Genomic DNA, 15,658 nt, shown 5'->3' with positions numbered 1-15,658 from the left:
CCGCCCTCCGCACCGTCCGCCGGTCCGCCCTCGCGCCACCAGGAGCCGCCCGCCATCGCCCCGCCACCCGCCCTCACGTCCACGAACCCGCCCACCGAGACGGTACCCACCCGCACCCTCCCGAAGCGAGCCCCGTCCGGCCCTGGCACACTGCCCACCGTGCGAACGATCCGCTGGGACGAGGGCGACCCGCGCCGCCTGTTCCCCGCCCTCGACGACCCGTCAGCCCTGCTGCCACCGCTGCGCGCCGCCGCCGGGACGCTCCGCGACTTCGCCGAACGCTTCGGCGGCGACTGGCAGTTGAGCTGGCACGAACTGCCGGCCGGGCCGTGCGGGCTGTCCGGGTACGCGGAGGGGCCCGGCCTGTGGTGCGAGGCCGAACTGGACGCCCCCCGCGACCCGCTCGAATGGCACCCGCTGCCCGGGCCGCCCTGGGAGCTGTCCGTCCGGACCGCCGTGCGCTGCGCGGCACCCGTCGACTGCGGGTCGCACCGCGTCCACGAACTCCCCGAGCGCGCCTTCGACGACCCGGTGGCCGCCGTCACCGCGCTCGCCGAGGGCGTCCGGTGGGCCGTGGAACGCGCCCTCGCCGCACCGCCCGACAGCTGGGCCCGGCACGCCCGGCGCTGCTGAGCGGACGCCCCCGGCACCGCCCGACGGCCTCCCCGACCCTGCCCGGCGGTGCCCTCCGCACTGCCCGGCGGGCACCGGTTCACCCCGAGTTCCGCCGCCGTTCTGGGCCGCGACCGGAGGCGTTGACTAGTCTGGACCGGATGACCGCACCGCAGAGCGCGCCGCGCGCCACCCGCGCCACCGCCCCCCGCACCCTGGCCGAGGAACTCCGCGGCCGGGGGGACGAGGCCGTGGCCGCGCTGCTCCGGGCCCGCCCGGACCTGCTGAACCCGGTGCCGACCGACCTCACCCAGCTGTCCGCACGGCTCTCCAGCCGGGCGTCCGTGCTGCGCGCCCTGGAACGGCTCGACCGGTTCACCCTGCAGGTCGCCGAGGCGCTCGCCGCCGCCCCCGAGGGCGCCTCCGAGGCCGCGGTGCGCGGCCTGCTGACCGGGCCCGCCCGGGTCAAGCCGCACCCCGGCGCCGAGCCCGTCGACCGGGCCGCCGTCACCGCCGCCCTCCCCGCCGCGCTCGACCGGCTGCGCGAGCAGGCCCTGCTGTGGGGTCCGGACTCCGCGCTGCGCCTGGTGCTGGCCGTCCGCGAGGCGCTCGCCCCCAGCGCGCTCAACCCCGGCCGGACCGGTCTCGGCCCGACCTTCGCCGAGGCCACCGCCGGCATGTCGCCCGCCCGGCTGCAGCAGCTGCTGGCCGGCACCGGCCTGCCACCCACCCCCGACCCGGTCACCGCCGTCGCCGCGCTCACCGCCCTGCTCGGCGACCGCAAGCGGCTGGGCGCGCTGCTCGACCAGGCCCCGCCCGCCGCCCTCGGCCTGCTGGAGCGCCTGGTCTGGGGGCCGCCCACCGGCACCGTGCCGGACGCCGCCCGGCAGGTCACCGCCGAGGAGGCCCGCAGCCCGGTCGAGTGGCTGCTCGCCCGCGGCCTGCTGCTGCCCTCCAGCCCCACCTCCGTGGTGCTGCCCCGCGAGCTCGCCCTGCACCTGCGCGGCGGCCGCACCCACCGCACCGTCGACCCGGCGCCGCCCGCCGTCGCCCCGGTCGTCGAACGCGACCCGGCCGGCACCGACCGCACCGCCGCCGGACAGGCCGGCACCGCCGTCCGCACCGTCGAGGAACTACTGGAGTCCTGGAGCCTCACCCCGCCGCCCACCCTGCGGGCCGGCGGCCTGGGCGTGCGCGACCTCAAGCGCGCCGCCGCCCTGCTGGAGGGCTCCGAGGCGGACGCCGCGTTCTGGATCGAACTCGCCCACACCGCGGGCCTGCTGGCCCCCGACGGCGAGGTCGACGAGGTCTGGGCCCCGACCCCCGCGTACGACGCCTGGCTCCAGCAGGACACCGCCGAACGCTGGACGCTGCTCGCCCGCGCCTGGCTCGCCGCCACCCGGATCGGCCGGCTCACCGGCACCCCCGACGGCAAGGGCCGCCCGCGCGCCGCGCTCGGCCCCGAGCTCGACCGCACCCTGGCCCCGTCCGTGCGCCGCGCCGCGCTGACCCGGCTGGCCGAGCTCCCGCCCGGCACCGCCGCGTCCGCGGACGCCCTGCTGCCCGCCCTGCGCTGGCACCGACCGCTGCGCGGCGGGCCCACCGGCCCCGACGGCCGCGACCTGCGCGACCAGCTCACCGACTGGACGCTGCACGAGGCCGAACTGCTCGGCGTCACCGGGCGCGGCGCCCTCGCCTCCCCCGCCCGCGCCCTCCTCGACGGCGCCGACCCGGCGCCCGTGCTGGCCCCGCTGCTGCCCGAGCCGCTCGACCACGTCATCCTGCAGCCGGACCTGACCGCGATCGCCCCCGGCCCGCTGCTCACCCCGCTCGCCCAGGCGCTCGCACTGGCCGCCGACATCGAGTCCAAGGGCGGCGCGACCGTCTACCGCTTCACCCCCGACTCGGTCCGCCGCGCCCTCGACGCCGGGCGCACCGCCGCCGACCTGCAGGCGTTCCTGGCCCAGCACTCCCGCACGCCCGTCCCGCAGCCGCTCGCCTACCTGATCGACGACGTGGCCCGCCGACACGGCATCCTGCGGGTCGGCGCGGCCTCCTCCTACCTGCGCTGCGACGACCCACGGCTGCTCGGCGAGGTGCTCGCCGACCGGCGCGCCGCCGAACTGCGGCTGCGGCTGCTCGCCCCCACCGTGCTCGCCGCCCAGGCCGGGCCGGAGACGCTGCTCGCCGTGCTGCGCACCATGGGCTACGCGCCCGCCGCGGAGTCCGCCGAGGGCGACGTGGTCATCACCCGCCCCGACAGCCGCCGCACCCCGCCGCGCACCGCGCCGCTGCCCGTCCCCGACGGCCCGGCCCGCCCCGACGACGCCCTGCTGACCGCCGCCGTCCGCGCCATCCGGGCCGGCGACCGGGCCGCGACCGCCGTCCGCAAGGACGCCGTGGCCGGACCCGCCGCGCACAGCGCCGTGCCGCGCACGGCCGCCGCCGACACGCTGGCCGCCCTGCAGACCGCCGTGCTGCTCGGCGAGCGGATGTGGATCGGCTACATCAACGCGGAAGGGCTCTCCTCCCAGCGGGTCATCGACCCGGTGAAGGTCGAGGGCGGCTTCGTCACCGCCCACGACCACCTCTCCGACGGGGTGCGCACCTTCGCGCTGCACCGGATCACCGGCGTCGCCGAGGTCGAGGAGTAGCCGCCGGGGCGCGGCCGCCGCCCCGGCCCCGCTCCGGGCTACTTGCCCGCGTGCTGCTTCGCGTCCTCTTCGGCCTTCTGCTTCTTCGCCTCGTCCACGATCGCGTGCGGGTCCGGCATCTTCGGCTCGACGCCCGTCAGCAGGCCGGTGCCGGTGAAGGCCACGGTGCCGATCAGGCCGCCGGGCTGGCCGATGTCGGCGACCTGGTCGAGGGCCATGGCCTCGGTGTCGGCGGCGTGGGCGGGCGCCGCCCCGAGGGCGGTGGCGAGGGCCGCGCCGGAGAGCGCCAGGCCGGCCAGGAATCGGTTGGGCTTGATCATGCCCTGCCCAACGAGCGAGCCCGGCCCGGGTCACTGCCGCGACGCCCCCGCTTCCGCCGCGCGCCCCCGCAGCCCCGGCCGCCCCGGACCACCGCCCCCGACCGCCGGGCCGATGCGGCACACTGGAGGTTTGGCCCGCGCGGAAGGGGATGCACAGGCGTGGACGGACCGCTGATCGTGCAAGCCATCAAGCCCGATGCGCATCGTAGAAGCCAACTCTTCCGACACGCCAGCGACGCAGGCCGCTCGACTCCACCCCACCTTGATCGAACAGGCGATCACCCCTAAGCTCCCCGGACCATCGTCCCCGGGAGCAGCGCCGTGCACATCACCACGTCCTACCAGATCAGCTACGACGATCTGCACCGAGGCATGGTCCTCGCCCACCGTGGACGCCGCCGGTTGGTGTGGGTGGGCGCCGGGATCCTGGTCGTCTGCGCCGGGCTCATGGAAGCGAGCGCCGCTTTCGGCGACGAGCCCTGGTTCTACCTGTTCGGTCTGTGGCCCCTGACCATGGCCGCGCTCTGGGCCTACCGGCTCACCCTGGGGACGAACCGGAGCTACCGGAAGGCGATGCCGGCCTTCGCCGGAACCACCGAGGTCACGCTCACGCCCGAGGCCATCCGCATCCACCGCGACACGAACACGGCCGAGTTCGCCTGGAGCCTCTTCCCGAAGATCGAGGACACCCCCGACTACCTCTTCCTGCGCCAGGACAAGCGGGCCGTGACGATGATCCTCAAGCGGCACCTGACCGCCGAACAGCGAGCCGAGCTGGCCGACTTCGTCTCCTCAGTCAACCGTGGACGAGCGGTCGCTTAGGCAACGCCCTCGCCCCGAAGGCAGGGACGCCCCCGTTCCCAGAGCTCTTCGGCGTGGTCGGTGAACCGGGACCACATGCCGTCCTTCTCCTGCCCGCGCAGGTGCATCAGCGGGGAGTCGTGGCCCACCAGCCGGGCGAGGTGCGGCGTGACCAAGGCGTCACGGTCGAACCGAAACACGGACAGGCTGACGTGGTTCATGGCGTCCTGCGGGGCCGAGAAGCGGGCTTCCAGGCCCTCCAGGGGCCCGAGGCGGGCCAGGTGCTCCAGGGTGATCCTGATGCGCGTGGAGACCGTCAGGGCCACGTCCTCGATCGCTTCCCGCTGCCGGGTCACCTCACCGTCGGGGTCGCCGAGCAGGAACCGCACGCGGCACCCGGCCTCCACCTTCCGCCGCAGGCTCTCGACCAGGTTGGGCTGTTCCAGCCACAGGAAGTAGTTGGTGTAACCGGCGAAGTAGAGATCCGTCCGGGCGCTCTTGATCAGGCCCCCCCACACGGTGGAGGGGCAGGAGGACCGGTACGGGTAGCTGCGGATGATCTCCCGGTCTGGGCCGGTCTTGAGCGCGTCCCGAACTGCCTTCGGCCACACCATCGTTGAGTCAACTCCCAGCGCCTCGGCGGCATCCTCGCGGTTGCGGGCGTGGGGGATCAGCCGGCTGTCCGACAGCCACCGTTCGACGGTCTTGCCCGACACCCCTACCCGGCCCGCCAACTGACGTGGTGAAAGGCCAGCGGCGGACATAGCCGATCGTAAGGCAGCGTTCAAGACTTCCCCCAGGGACGTTTGGGCCTTTTCCGAACCTACTGCCGCGACGGCCCAACTGTCCTGCGTACGTGCCGCTTTCGTCCGATAGCGCGCGCCAGTGTGGGCGCGGAAGCAGACCGAGCGGACGGAGGAGCGGCCCATGCCGACAGCATCCCGGCAGTGCTACAGAGTGGTGCCCGTACCGGCGGAGCCCGGTGCGCTGGTCGTGGACCTCTGGGGGTTGGTCGACTGCGCCGATACCGACAACCCCGTAGCCGGCGCCGACGGCGAACCGCTGGTGTTCCCGTTCTTCGGAGCCGCCGAGAGGTGGGCGGATGAGCACTCCTGAGCACTGGGAGCCCGGAGAGGGCCAGGAAGCCTACGATCGGCGCTCCGGCCGGGCGGTGCGGGTGATGGCGGTGCACGCCTGCGGGGTGTTCGTCCGGCACCTGTGGGACGGGCGCGAAGGCATCACCGCGCTGGAGGAGTTGGCCCCGCCGGAGCACACGGCGGAGGAACGATGACGGAGGCGTACCGCCGGGTCTGGGAAGCGGCATCGCGGTTGGCAGTGCTGACGGGTGCGGAGGTGCAGGTGACAGAAGTCCCCGAAGGGGTTCGCATCAGGCTTCCCGTGCACGCCGAAGACAGCGAGGTGGACCAGCTCGAAGTGCTCTCCGTCCTGGGGGAGTCGGACCAGTACGGACACCGGGGATCATCCAGCGGCCACGGGCACCTATGGGCTGTCTACTACGACCACCGCCCATGACCGTCTCACCCAAAAAACGGCGGCACACCCAGGAGACGCACGGCGAGCCGGAGCCGGGATCGCCAGCGGGCACCGGGGCGAACTTCCGCAGCGCCTTGCTTTCCTCGCCCAGACACGGGAAAGCCTCGATCTCCACCAGTTCCACGGTCATCGGCGGAACGTCGGTCTCCGCAGCCTGACCGCGTAGCGCGGCGGCCTGGCGCAGCGCGTACGTATTCGCACCCGGGTCCGTGAAGGTGGTGCGCGCGTTCAGTTCGTAGTTCCTCGCGTCCCACTCCAGCTTGGCCTTTCGCTCGGCGAGTGTCATGGCTTCGTAGTTCTCGTACCGCAGCCACCCCGCCAGGTTCGCCAACCACTCGCCCATGCCCCGACGGATCAGCGGCAGGTCGCGCCACTGCCCGGCCGGCGTCTCCCATCGCGCCCCGCTCCAGGCGAACGGCACGGCCGGTTCCCCCTGCCACGAGGCCACGTGAGCGGAAGCCTCCCGCGCCCGGCGAGCGAGCGCGTCATCCATGTACTTGCCCAAGAGTCCCACGGTACGAAGAAGCCCCGCCCGACCAGCAAGGGTCGAACGGGGCCGAGCAGATCACGGCAGGACTACCAGTCCGCGTCTGCGGCCTCCCGTTGCACCTGCTCGCGGATCGCCTCTTCCACGTCCCTGCCCTCTGCGTCGGCACGCCGGATCTGTCCGTCCATGCCGAAGTGGACCGCCAGGCGGGACGTGTCGAGCCTGCGACCGCCCTTCTTCGCGGGCGAGACCTCGACATACGTCCCCGCGTTCAGCAGGAGGTCCCGCTTGCCCGCCGTGTCGGCCGCCTTCCACTGCTGTGCGTGCGTCAGCCCGGTCGGGACCGCCGTGACCCCGGCGGGCTTGGCGTGGCGCTGCTTGTCCTCCAGTGAGGCGATGCGCTCTTCGAGCTTGGCGTACTGCGCGGCAAAGCGGTTCGCGCCGTCCTCCCCCTTGAACAGGCCACGGTCGTACCGGTCCGCCTCAAGGTCGGCCAGTGCTTCCCGGACCTGCCTGATCTGCGGCCGGAAGTCCTCTCCGGCGTGCTCGACCATCCGCACCACGGCGAGCCGACCGAACGACGTGAGGAACTGCGCCTCCACGTGGTCTTCCATCGCCTCACCGGCGATGCTCACGCCGTAGCAGTCGATCTGCTCGCCGCCCTGGCGCTTCTTCAGGCGACCGATGCAGCGGTACCGGACGCGGCCGCGCGCGACGAAGGTGTACATCCGGAAGCCGCACAGCGCGCAGTGCGCGACGCCGCGCAACAGCGACGTCCCTTCCCGCCGCCGGTCACCGGGGTTGGCGCGCCGCGTCAGTTCGTCCTGGAGGGCCTGCCAGGTGTCCATGTCGAGGATGGGTGGGCGGCTGACCAGCGGCAGGCCGTCGGTCCGCAGGATGGGCTTCCCGTCCTCGATCACCTGACCGAGCAACTGCGGGTTGGTGAGCAGGCTGCGCAGCGTGGTCGTGTACCACTTCTTCGAGTCGCTCCGCTTCCCGGTGGTCTGCCGTGAGCTGTGGCCGGGCGAGGGTACGCCCGCCTTCGTCAGGTCCACCGCGACGGTCATCAGGGAGTCCTTGGCCAGGATGCGTTCCACGATCCCGTGGACCGTCCTGGCCTCCTCCGGGTTGACCTCCAGCACCTTGCCCGCACCGTCCGGGTTCGGGACGACGCGGTACCCGTACGGCACCCGTCCCCCGGTGTAGCGGCCTTCGCGGCGCAGGTGTTCATGGGCGCTGGAGACGCGCATCCCGATCGTGTCCGACTCCAGCTCCGCGAAGACGGCGATCACCTTCGCCATGGCGCGCCCCATAGACGACGTGAGGTCCAGCGGTTCGGTCGCCGACGCCAGCGCCACGCCCTGCGCCTCGGTGATCCGCATGATCTCGGCGAAGTCCACCGTGGAGCGCGCGAGACGGTCGATCTTGAAGAACACCACCACATCGAGCTCGGGTAGCCTCGAAAGAATGCGCTGGAGTCCCGGACGCTCCAGTCCGCGCGAGAAACCGGACACGTCGATGTCGTCCTCGACCATCACGACAGTCCATCCCCGGGCTTCGCACAGTGCCTCGCAGGCTGCCCGCTGACGCTCGGGGGACGTGGTTTCCTCGGTCTCGCGCGATAGGCGAACATAGAGGGCTGCGCGCATTCCGGGTGCGCTGGCCGGAACGCCCTTCCGGCGACGGGCACGGGGCATGGCCCGAGCAGTGGCAGTGGTTGTCTCTGTCACCTGGCGATCCTATCCACGGAGGTATGTGTGTCCTGCTTGATCGTCCAGAGCGACAAGACGCTGCTGTTGGAGATCGACCACCCGCGGGCGGCGGAGTGCCGGCGGGTGATCGCGCCGTTCGCCGAGCTGGAGCGGGCGCCGGAGCACGTGCACACGTACCGGGTGACGCCGCTGGGGCTGTGGAACGCGCGGGCCGCGGGGCACGACGCGGAGCAGGTGGTGGACGCGCTGGTGGAGTACTCGCGCTACCCGGTGCCGCACGCCCTGCTGGTGGACGTCGCGGACACCATGGCGCGCTACGGGCGGCTGCAGCTGCAGAAGCACCCGGTGCACGGGCTGGTGCTGACCACCACCGACCGGCCGGTGCTGGAGGAGGTGCTGCGCTCGAAGAAGATCGTCCCGCTGGTGGGGGCCCGGATCGACCCGGACACCGTGGCGGTGCACCCCTCGGAGCGCGGGCAGATCAAGCAGGTGCTGCTGAAGCTGGGCTGGCCGGCCGAGGACCACGCCGGGTACGTGGACGGCGAGGCGCACCCGATCGACCTGCGCGAGGACGGCTGGCAGCTGCGCCCGTACCAGCGGCACGCGGTGGACGGCTTCTGGCACGGCGGCTCGGGCGTGGTGGTGCTGCCCTGCGGCGCGGGCAAGACGCTGGTGGGCGCGGCGGCGATGGCGGAGGCCAAGTCGACGACGCTGATCCTGGTGACGAACACCGTCTCGGCCCGGCAGTGGAAGCACGAGCTGGTGAAGCGCACCTCGCTGACCGAGGACGAGATCGGCGAGTACAGCGGCACCCGCAAGGAGATCCGCCCGGTCACCATCGCCACGTACCAGGTGATGACGACCAAGCGGAAGGGCGTGTACGCGCACCTGGAGCTGTTCGACGCCCGCAACTGGGGCCTGGTGGTCTACGACGAGGTGCACCTGCTGCCCGCGCCGGTGTTCAAGTTCACCGCGGACCTGCAGGCCCGCCGCCGGCTCGGCCTGACCGCGACGCTGGTGCGCGAGGACGGCCGGGAGGGCGACGTGTTCTCGCTGATCGGCCCGAAGCGGTTCGACGCCCCGTGGAAGGAGATCGAGGCGCAGGGCTACATCGCGCCCGCCGACTGCTGCGAGGTCCGGGTGACGCTGACCGACTCCGAGCGGCTGGCGTACGCGACGGCCGAGCCGGAGGAGAAGTACCGGTTCTGCTCGACCACGGCGACCAAGCGCCGGGTGGTGGAGCGGCTGGTGGAGAAGCACGCGGGCGACCAGACCCTGGTGATCGGCCAGTACATCGACCAGCTGGACGAGCTCGGCGAGGCGCTCGGCGCCCCGGTGATCAAGGGCGAGACCTCGAACGCGCAGCGGGAGAAGCTGTTCGACGCGTTCCGGTCGAAGGAGATCGGCGTGCTGGTGGTCTCGAAGGTCGCGAACTTCTCGATCGACCTGCCGGAGGCCACCGTGGCGATCCAGGTCTCGGGCACCTTCGGCTCCCGCCAGGAGGAGGCCCAGCGGCTGGGCCGGGTGCTGCGCCCGAAGGCGGACGGGCACGCGGCGCACTTCTACTCGGTGGTCGCCCGGGACACCGTCGACCAGGACTTCGCGGCGCACCGCCAGCGCTTCCTGGCGGAGCAGGGCTACGCGTACCGGATCGTCGACGCGGACGACCTGTAGCCGGCGTGGCGGTCGGTCAGAGCTTGACGCCGTCGCGCCCGAGGAACAGGACGCGCGCGGCGGTGTCGAGCACGATGCCGACGTTGCGGACGGCGTTGGCGACGGGGTGGCGGCGGCGCTCCTCGGCCGGGTGCGCGCCGTGGACGCGGGGGGCGCCCTTGGCCTGCGGGTTCACTCGTTCGGTGGTCATGTCTCCACGGTAGGTTCACGAACCGGGCACACACATCAGCCGAAAGGCCCGAGCCTGCGGTGGCGCGTCTCGTCCTGCGGGTGTACGGCCCCCCTACCCCGATCCCCGGGGAACCCGGAGGAAAAGGATTCGCCCCCGGGCGGCGGCGGGTCTAGGATCGTCCGTCTGCCCCTCCCGAACCGTGGTGCCGCCGACTCCGGCAGCCGTGGGAGTGCCGGCCGTTCGGCAACCGGCCGGTGTCCTTGTCACCGTGAGCCCAGACGAGTCCGCCGCCCCCGTGCCGGGCGGCCGGGAAGGTCAGCCGTGCACTCCCCCGCCCCCACCGACGCGTCCGCCGCCCCCGGTCCGCTCGACCGCGAGCGCTCCCACCTGGCCGCCTCCCGGGCCGCGCTGAAGGCGATGCGCGAGGACGTCGAGGCGCTCGACCTGCGCGACGTCACCGGCACCTGGGTCTCCGCCCAGGTGCTGCAGAAGCAGGTCGACGAACGGATCAGGGCCCTCGCCGACCTCGCGCACACCCCGCTGTTCTTCGGCCGCCTGGACTACCTGCACGCGATCAGCGAGGCCGAGTCCGAGGGCGGCGGCGGCGAGCGCTTCTACATCGGCCGCCGCCACGTGCACGACGCCGGCGGCGACCCGATGGTGATCGACTGGCGCGCCCCGGTCTCCCAGCCGTTCTACCGGGCCAGCCGCACCGAGCCGATGGACGTCGCCAAGCGCCGCCGCTTCGGCTACACCGGCGGCGAGCTGACCGCCTACGAGGACGAGAACCTCTCCGACCCGGACGAGGCCGACAGCCGCTCGGCCCTGCTCGCCGCCGAGATCGAGAAGCCCCGCGTCGGCCCGATGCGCGACATCGTCGCCACCATCCAGCCCGAGCAGGACGAGATCGTCCGCGCCGACGTCACCGGCACCGTCTGCGTCCAGGGCGCCCCCGGCACCGGGAAGACCGCCGTCGGCCTGCACCGCGTCGCCTACCTGCTGTACGCGCACCGCGAGCGCCTGGCCCGCACCGGCACCCTGGTGGTCGGCCCGAACCGCTCCTTCCTGCAGTACATCGAGCAGGTGCTGCCCGCCCTCGGCGAGCTGGACGTCGCCCAGGCCACCGTGCAGGAACTCGTCGGCCACGTCGAGATCCGCGGCACCGACAGCGCCGGCACCGCCCGGATCAAGGGCGACGCCCGGATGGCCCGGGTCCTGCGCAACGCCGTCCGGGCCGGGATCACCGTGCCCGGCGAGCCCTGCGTGGTCGTCCGCGGCTCCCGCCGCTGGCGCGTCCCCGCGTACGAACTCGAAGAGATCATCCGGGAGTTGGCGGGCCGCGAGATCCGCTACGGGGCCGCGCTGGAGGCCCTCCCGCAGCGGATCGCGCACGCCGTCCTGGTCAAGATGGAGCAGGGCGGCGAGGCCCCCGACGACCGGGTGCAGGACGCCGTCGCCCGCAACGCCGCGGTCAAGGCCACCGTCAAGGCGTGCTGGCCCGCCGTCGACCCGGTCAAGCTGGTGCACCGGCTGCTCAGCGACCCGGAGTTCCTCGCCACCGCCGCCGACGGCCTCCTCGACGCCGAGGAGCAGGCCGCCCTGCTCTGGGCCGAGCCCCCGCGCAGCGCCCGCACCGCGCCCTGGTCCGCCGCCGACGCCGTCCTGATCGACGAGGCCGCGGACCTGGTGCACCGCACCCCCTCGCTCGGCCACGTGGTCGTCGACGAGGCCCAGGACCTCTCCCCCATGCAGTACCGGGCCGTCGGCCGCCGCTGCACCACCGGCTCCGCGACCGTCCTCGGCGACCTCGCCCAGGGCACCACCCCGTGGGCCACCGGCAGCTGGCAGGAGGCCCTGCACCACCTCGGCAAGGACGGCGCGCACGTCGAGGAGCTCACCCAGGGCTTCCGCGTCCCCGGCGAGGTCATCGCCTACGCCTCCCGGCTCCTCCCCGCGATCGCTCCCGGCCTGGCCCCCGCCACCTCGGTCCGCGACCTGCCCGGCTCGCTCGTCCTGCGGCACGTCCCGGACGGGCTCGACGCCGCCGTCCTGGACGCCTGCCGCGACGCCCTCCGGCACGAGGGCTCGGTCGGCCTGATCGCCGCCGACGCCCGGATCCCGGACCTCGCCGCGGCGCTCGGAACCGCGGGGCTGCCCTTCCTCGACCCGGGCACCGAGACCACCGCCGAGGCCCGCCTCACCCTCGTCCCGGCCTCCCTCGCCAAGGGCCTGGAGTACGACCACGTGGTCCTCGACGAACCCGCCGCGATCGTGGCCGGCGAACCCGACCACCGCACCGGCCTGCGCCGCCTCTACGTCTCCCTGACCCGCGCGGTCTCCGGCCTGACGGTCCTCCACGCGCAGCCGCTGCCGGCGGAACTCGGGGCGAGTTAGGCAGAAGGCGCCGAGCGCGGCTCCCCGCGGGTTCAGGTGCCGATGAGCTCGCGCCAGTGCGCGACCTTCGCCGGGTCGACCTCGCCCGCCCAGCCGCCCTCGCGGACCGCGCCGCCGATGTGGAAGGCGTCGAACCCGGCGGCGAGGAGCTCGGGGACGTGTTCGGCGCGCAGGCCGCCGCCGACCAGGATCCGCTGGCGGTAGCCGGGCTCGCCGGACTTGGCGAGTTCGCCGGTCAGGACCTCGCGGCCCGCGTCGACGCCGGCGGCCGCGCCGGAGGTGAGGAAGGTGTCGAGGCCGGGGAGGTCGGCGACGGCGGCGCGGACCTCGGAGCGGTCGGCGCTGTGGTCGATGGCCCGGTGGAAGGTCCAGCGGCAGCCGGAGACGGCCTCGGCGACGGCCCGGGTGGCGGTGAGGTCGACGGCGCCGTCGGGGGTGAGGAAGCCGAGGACGAACTCCTCGGCGCCCTCGGCCCGCAGCGCGGCGGCGCGGGCGAGCAGGTCGTCGAGGTCGCCGGGGGTGAAGCCGTCGCGGATGCGGAGCATGACGCGCAGCGGGATGCCGACGGCGGCGCGGATCGCGGCGAAGTCCTCGACGGACGGGGTGAGTCCGTCGGCTGCCATGTCGGTGACCAGTTCGAGGCGGTCGGCGCCGCCCGACTCGGCGGCCCGGGCGTCCCGGGGGGTCAGCGCGATGACTTCGAACATTGGTCTAGACATATCCGATAGCCTGCCACATCGGCAGGCCCCGGGCGAGCCCCCTCCGCCGTTCGGCCGCGCTTCGCCCTCCGTTCGCGTCCTTTCGGTGTCCCGTTCGTCCCGCTAGGAGACCTTCGCCCGCCCCTCCTGACGGCCCGCCAGCACCCGCCCGGCCAGCAGCAGCGCTCCCGCACCGGCGGCCAGCGCGGGCGCCAGCCGCCACACCCCGCCGACCTGCTCCCAGAGCGAGAACAGGCTGTACCAGGCGGTCAGCGGCAGGACGGCCAGGCCGAGCGCCGCGGGCAGCAGCCGCTCCCGGGCGGCGCACAGCACCAGCAGCAGCGGGACGAGCAGGAGCAGCAGCGGCGTCCAGCCGTCCATCAGGTGCCGGCTGTCGTAGCCGCCCTGGGCCTTCACCACCAGCAGGCCCGTGCCCGCACCGGCCGCGACCAGCAGGCGGCCGGGCCGTTCCAGCAGGTCGGCGGGGGCGGCGAGGAGCAGTGCGCCCGCGGCGAGGTGGGGCAGCAGGGCGGTGGCGTGCCACAGCAGCAGCCAGCCGTCGGCGGCGGTGACCGCCACGACCCCGAGCCGGACGGCGGCGAGCAGCACGACCGTCCCGGCCAGCGTCCGCGCCGCCCGCCAGGCGCCGAACACCGCGGCGACGGCCAGCAGGACGGGGACGACGGTCAGGCCGAGCAGGGCCAGGTTGTCGGGCAGCCGCTGCCAGGGGACGCCGACCCCGGAGCGGGCCGCGTCGGCGACCCGCCAGGAGCGGGTGTCGCCGGGGAGCGCGACCAGCCCGGCCAGGGCGCCGGCCAGCAGCGGTGCGGCGGCGGCCAGCAGGCGGCCGCCGAGCGCGGTGGAGGTGAGCCCGGTGCGCAGTCGCAGCCCGTACCCGGCGAGGTCGAGCGCCTCGCGGGCGGCGGCCAGGCGCCCGGCCCCGGCGGTGGAGTCGGCGAACACCTCGGCGAGTTCGGCGCCCCGGTCGCGGCGGTAGCGGGCGGGGTAGAGCGCGAGGGCGGCGCGCAGCGCGGCGCCGGTACGGGGCCCGCCGGGGACGGTCGCGCTCATGCGGTGGCCCCCCGGGGCGCGGTGGCGCCGCCGAGGCGGCGCTGGGCCTCGGCGGCGACCGCGCGCAGGCGTTCGGCCTCGGTGGCGAGCAGGTCGCGCCCGCCGCCGGTGAGGGCGTAGGTGCGGCGGGCCCGGCCGTCGACGACCTCCTCGGCGGCGACCTCGATCAGGCCCTGCTGGAGCAGCCGGTCGAGCGCGCCGTACAGGGTGCCGGTGCGCATCTTCACCCGCCCCCCGGAGATCGCGTCGACCTCCTGGATCAGCGCGTACCCGTGCCGGGGGGCGTCCGCGAGGGCGGTGAGCAGCAGCAGGGTGGGTTCCTGCAGGGCGCGTTCAGTCATGCGACTACATATATCGCCGACCGTCCTATCGGTGCCACCCCTTCCCGCTCCCCGCCCCACGGCCGGAGCCCCTCCTACCCCCGCCACCCCGCAGGGTCGTCCCGCCGCAGCGCGCCGAGCAGTCCGGCCAGCAGCGGCAGGCCCAGGGCGAGCAGGGCGATCGTCGGCCAGGGGGCGTCGGCGGGGCTGACGGCGGGGCCGCCGAGGACGCCGGAGGCCCGGGAGCGGAGCAGGGCGAGGGCGGGGACGAAGCCGCTGACGGTGCCGAGCAGGGCGCCGAGCAGGGCGATCAGTCCGGCCTGGAGTCCGGCGACGGTGCGCCGGGTGCGCGGGCGGGCGCCGATCGCGGCGAGCAGGGCGCGTTCGCGGCGGGCGTCGGCGGCGGCGAGCGCGGTGGAGACCACGGCGGCGCCGAGCACCACCAGCGCGGCGAAGCCGCCCAGCGCGATCCGGACCGTGCTGCCCGGCGGGGCGTAGCCGCGTTCGACGCCGAACTCGGCGTGCGGGGCGAGCCGGGCGACGGTCGCGGCGGCGCGCTGCTCGGCCCATTCGCCGACCGGCGCGGCCGGCAGCCAGACCGCGCCGGCCGGGGCGGCCCGCAGGCCGAGCCGGCGGACCGTCTCGGGGGCGACCACCAGCGGCGCGTAGCGCTGCCCGGCGGGGCGTTCGACCAGCAGCGCGTCGATCCGCAGTTCCCTGACCTCGCCGCCGCCGCCCTGCATCCGCAGTACGGCCCGACCGTCGTGCAGGTAGGAGGGGTCGGTGACGACGGCCTTCCCGGCGAGCAGCGCGCGGTCGGCGTCCTGGTCGCGCAGCGCGAGCAGGTTGTGCAGTGCGGCGGGGCCGCCGACCACGGCGGGGGCGGCGACGTCCTCGCCGTAGCGCCGGCCGCCCTCGGCGTACACGACGCCCACGCAGCCTTCGCAGAACACGTACTGGGCCTGGTAGAGGTCGGCGCGTTCGCCGAGGTCGGGCAGGTCCTGCGGGAGGGCGGCGCGCAGTTGCGGCATGGTGTCGCCGTCCCCGTGCAGGGTGAGGCGGACGGCGCCGACGGGCTGTTCCAGCCGGTAGGCGGCGCGGTCCTGGAGCTCGGCGCCGGTGGAGTGCACGCCGACCGCGACGGCGCCGGCCACCGCGGCGAGGACGGCGGCGACGGCGGGCGCGGTGC

The 15,658-nt window shown here is 74.5% G+C and carries 15 protein-coding genes; 6 read left to right on the top strand and 9 right to left on the bottom strand.

The annotated features are described in order from the left end of the window. The first annotated feature begins 159 nt into the window (after positions 1-159). Together ACWEO5_RS34280 and ACWEO5_RS34275 are read left to right on the top strand one after the other, a co-directional pair. On the top strand, positions 160-633 hold the full coding sequence (locus ACWEO5_RS34280; protein WP_452166018.1) for a hypothetical protein: 474 nt from the start codon (positions 160-162) through the stop codon (positions 631-633). A gap of 140 nt (positions 634-773) precedes the next feature. Next, positions 774-3,266, top strand: coding sequence for a helicase-associated domain-containing protein (locus ACWEO5_RS34275; protein ID WP_452166017.1), 2,493 nt, complete (start codon positions 774-776; stop codon positions 3,264-3,266). Positions 3,267-3,304: 38 nt separating this feature from the next. On the opposite strand, the gene ACWEO5_RS34270 is transcribed toward ACWEO5_RS34275, so the two are convergent. Beyond that, a complete protein-coding gene (locus ACWEO5_RS34270; RefSeq protein WP_030458111.1) occupies positions 3,305-3,586 on the bottom strand; it encodes a hypothetical protein in 282 nt (93 codons plus the stop codon). Positions 3,587-3,907: 321 nt separating this feature from the next. Between ACWEO5_RS34270 and ACWEO5_RS34265 the strand changes: the two genes are divergently transcribed. Beyond that, positions 3,908-4,408: a YcxB family protein gene (locus ACWEO5_RS34265; RefSeq protein WP_452166016.1), complete on the top strand. Its 501-nt coding sequence runs from the start codon at positions 3,908-3,910 to the stop codon at positions 4,406-4,408. Here the strand turns inward: ACWEO5_RS34265 and ACWEO5_RS34260 are convergent. Then, on the bottom strand, positions 4,405-5,151 hold the full coding sequence (locus ACWEO5_RS34260) for a helix-turn-helix domain-containing protein (RefSeq protein ID WP_452166015.1): 747 nt from the start codon (positions 5,149-5,151) through the stop codon (positions 4,405-4,407). The two genes, ACWEO5_RS34265 and ACWEO5_RS34260, sit on opposite strands and share 4 nt — an antisense overlap. 338 nt (positions 5,152-5,489) lie before the next feature. Between ACWEO5_RS34260 and ACWEO5_RS34255 the strand changes: the two genes are divergently transcribed. Continuing rightward, positions 5,490-5,678, top strand: a complete 189-nt coding sequence (locus ACWEO5_RS34255) for a hypothetical protein (protein WP_452166014.1) — start codon at positions 5,490-5,492, stop codon at positions 5,676-5,678. Between the two features lie 96 nt (positions 5,679-5,774). Here ACWEO5_RS34255 and ACWEO5_RS34250 read toward each other — a convergent pair whose 3' ends face one another. Together ACWEO5_RS34250 and ACWEO5_RS34245 are read right to left on the bottom strand one after the other, a co-directional pair. Beyond that, a complete protein-coding gene (locus ACWEO5_RS34250) occupies positions 5,775-6,446 on the bottom strand; it encodes a hypothetical protein (protein ID WP_452166013.1) in 672 nt (223 codons plus the stop codon). Between the two features lie 71 nt (positions 6,447-6,517). Next, positions 6,518-8,077 (bottom strand): recombinase family protein, encoded by a 1,560-nt coding sequence (locus ACWEO5_RS34245; protein ID WP_452166012.1) that lies wholly within the window; start codon positions 8,075-8,077, stop codon positions 6,518-6,520. 108 nt (positions 8,078-8,185) lie between these two features. On the opposite strand from ACWEO5_RS34245, the gene ACWEO5_RS34240 reads away from it, so the two are divergent. Then, the gene (locus tag ACWEO5_RS34240) at positions 8,186-9,814 is read left to right on the top strand and encodes a DNA repair helicase XPB (RefSeq protein WP_452166011.1); all 1,629 of its coding nucleotides are present in this window, start codon (positions 8,186-8,188) and stop codon (positions 9,812-9,814) included. A 16-nt stretch (positions 9,815-9,830) separates the two neighbouring features. Here ACWEO5_RS34240 and ACWEO5_RS34235 read toward each other — a convergent pair whose 3' ends face one another. Further along, positions 9,831-10,004, bottom strand: coding sequence for a hypothetical protein (locus ACWEO5_RS34235; protein WP_344555032.1), 174 nt, complete (start codon positions 10,002-10,004; stop codon positions 9,831-9,833). A 303-nt stretch (positions 10,005-10,307) separates the two neighbouring features. On the opposite strand from ACWEO5_RS34235, the gene ACWEO5_RS34230 reads away from it, so the two are divergent. Beyond that, positions 10,308-12,380, top strand: coding sequence for a HelD family protein (locus tag ACWEO5_RS34230; protein WP_452166010.1), 2,073 nt, complete (start codon positions 10,308-10,310; stop codon positions 12,378-12,380). Positions 12,381-12,412: 32 nt separating this feature from the next. On the opposite strand, the gene ACWEO5_RS34225 is transcribed toward ACWEO5_RS34230, so the two are convergent. From ACWEO5_RS34225 to ACWEO5_RS34210, 4 genes are all read right to left on the bottom strand, one after another. Beyond that, positions 12,413-13,099, bottom strand: a complete 687-nt coding sequence (locus ACWEO5_RS34225; protein WP_452166009.1) for a copper homeostasis protein CutC — start codon at positions 13,097-13,099, stop codon at positions 12,413-12,415. A 102-nt stretch (positions 13,100-13,201) separates the two neighbouring features. Further along, a complete protein-coding gene (locus ACWEO5_RS34220) occupies positions 13,202-14,149 on the bottom strand; it encodes a hypothetical protein (protein ID WP_452166008.1) in 948 nt (315 codons plus the stop codon). Then, positions 14,146-14,490: a PadR family transcriptional regulator gene (locus ACWEO5_RS34215; protein WP_452166007.1), complete on the bottom strand. Its 345-nt coding sequence runs from the start codon at positions 14,488-14,490 to the stop codon at positions 14,146-14,148. The genes ACWEO5_RS34220 and ACWEO5_RS34215 overlap by 4 nt, the downstream gene beginning before the upstream one ends. A gap of 74 nt (positions 14,491-14,564) precedes the next feature. Further along, positions 14,565-15,658: FtsX-like permease family protein (locus ACWEO5_RS34210; RefSeq protein WP_452166006.1), on the bottom strand; the 1,094-nt coding region annotated here is incomplete at its 5' end.

This window comes from Kitasatospora sp. NPDC004272 (assembly GCF_053603035.1).
The sequence above is the reverse complement of the archived record's forward strand: the minus strand, read 5'-3'. Positions and strand labels throughout refer to the sequence as shown.

Excerpts from the sequence above, each read along its gene's own strand:
- ACWEO5_RS34220 (WP_452166008.1), bottom strand. The coding sequence starts at position 14,149 with ATGAGCGCGACCGTCCCCGGCGGGCCCCGTACCGGCGCCGCGCTGCGC.
- ACWEO5_RS34260 (WP_452166015.1), bottom strand. The coding sequence starts at position 5,151 with ATGTCCGCCGCTGGCCTTTCACCACGTCAGTTGGCGGGCCGGGTAGGG.
- ACWEO5_RS34215 (WP_452166007.1), bottom strand. The coding sequence starts at position 14,490 with ATGACTGAACGCGCCCTGCAGGAACCCACCCTGCTGCTGCTCACCGCC.
- ACWEO5_RS34245 (WP_452166012.1), bottom strand. The coding sequence starts at position 8,077 with ATGCGCGCAGCCCTCTATGTTCGCCTATCGCGCGAGACCGAGGAAACC.
- ACWEO5_RS34255 (WP_452166014.1), top strand. The coding sequence starts at position 5,490 with ATGAGCACTCCTGAGCACTGGGAGCCCGGAGAGGGCCAGGAAGCCTAC.
- ACWEO5_RS34275 (WP_452166017.1), top strand. The coding sequence starts at position 774 with ATGACCGCACCGCAGAGCGCGCCGCGCGCCACCCGCGCCACCGCCCCC.
- ACWEO5_RS34270 (WP_030458111.1), bottom strand. The coding sequence starts at position 3,586 with ATGATCAAGCCCAACCGATTCCTGGCCGGCCTGGCGCTCTCCGGCGCG.
- ACWEO5_RS34225 (WP_452166009.1), bottom strand. The coding sequence starts at position 13,099 with ATGTCTAGACCAATGTTCGAAGTCATCGCGCTGACCCCCCGGGACGCC.
- ACWEO5_RS34235 (WP_344555032.1), bottom strand. The coding sequence starts at position 10,004 with ATGACCACCGAACGAGTGAACCCGCAGGCCAAGGGCGCCCCCCGCGTC.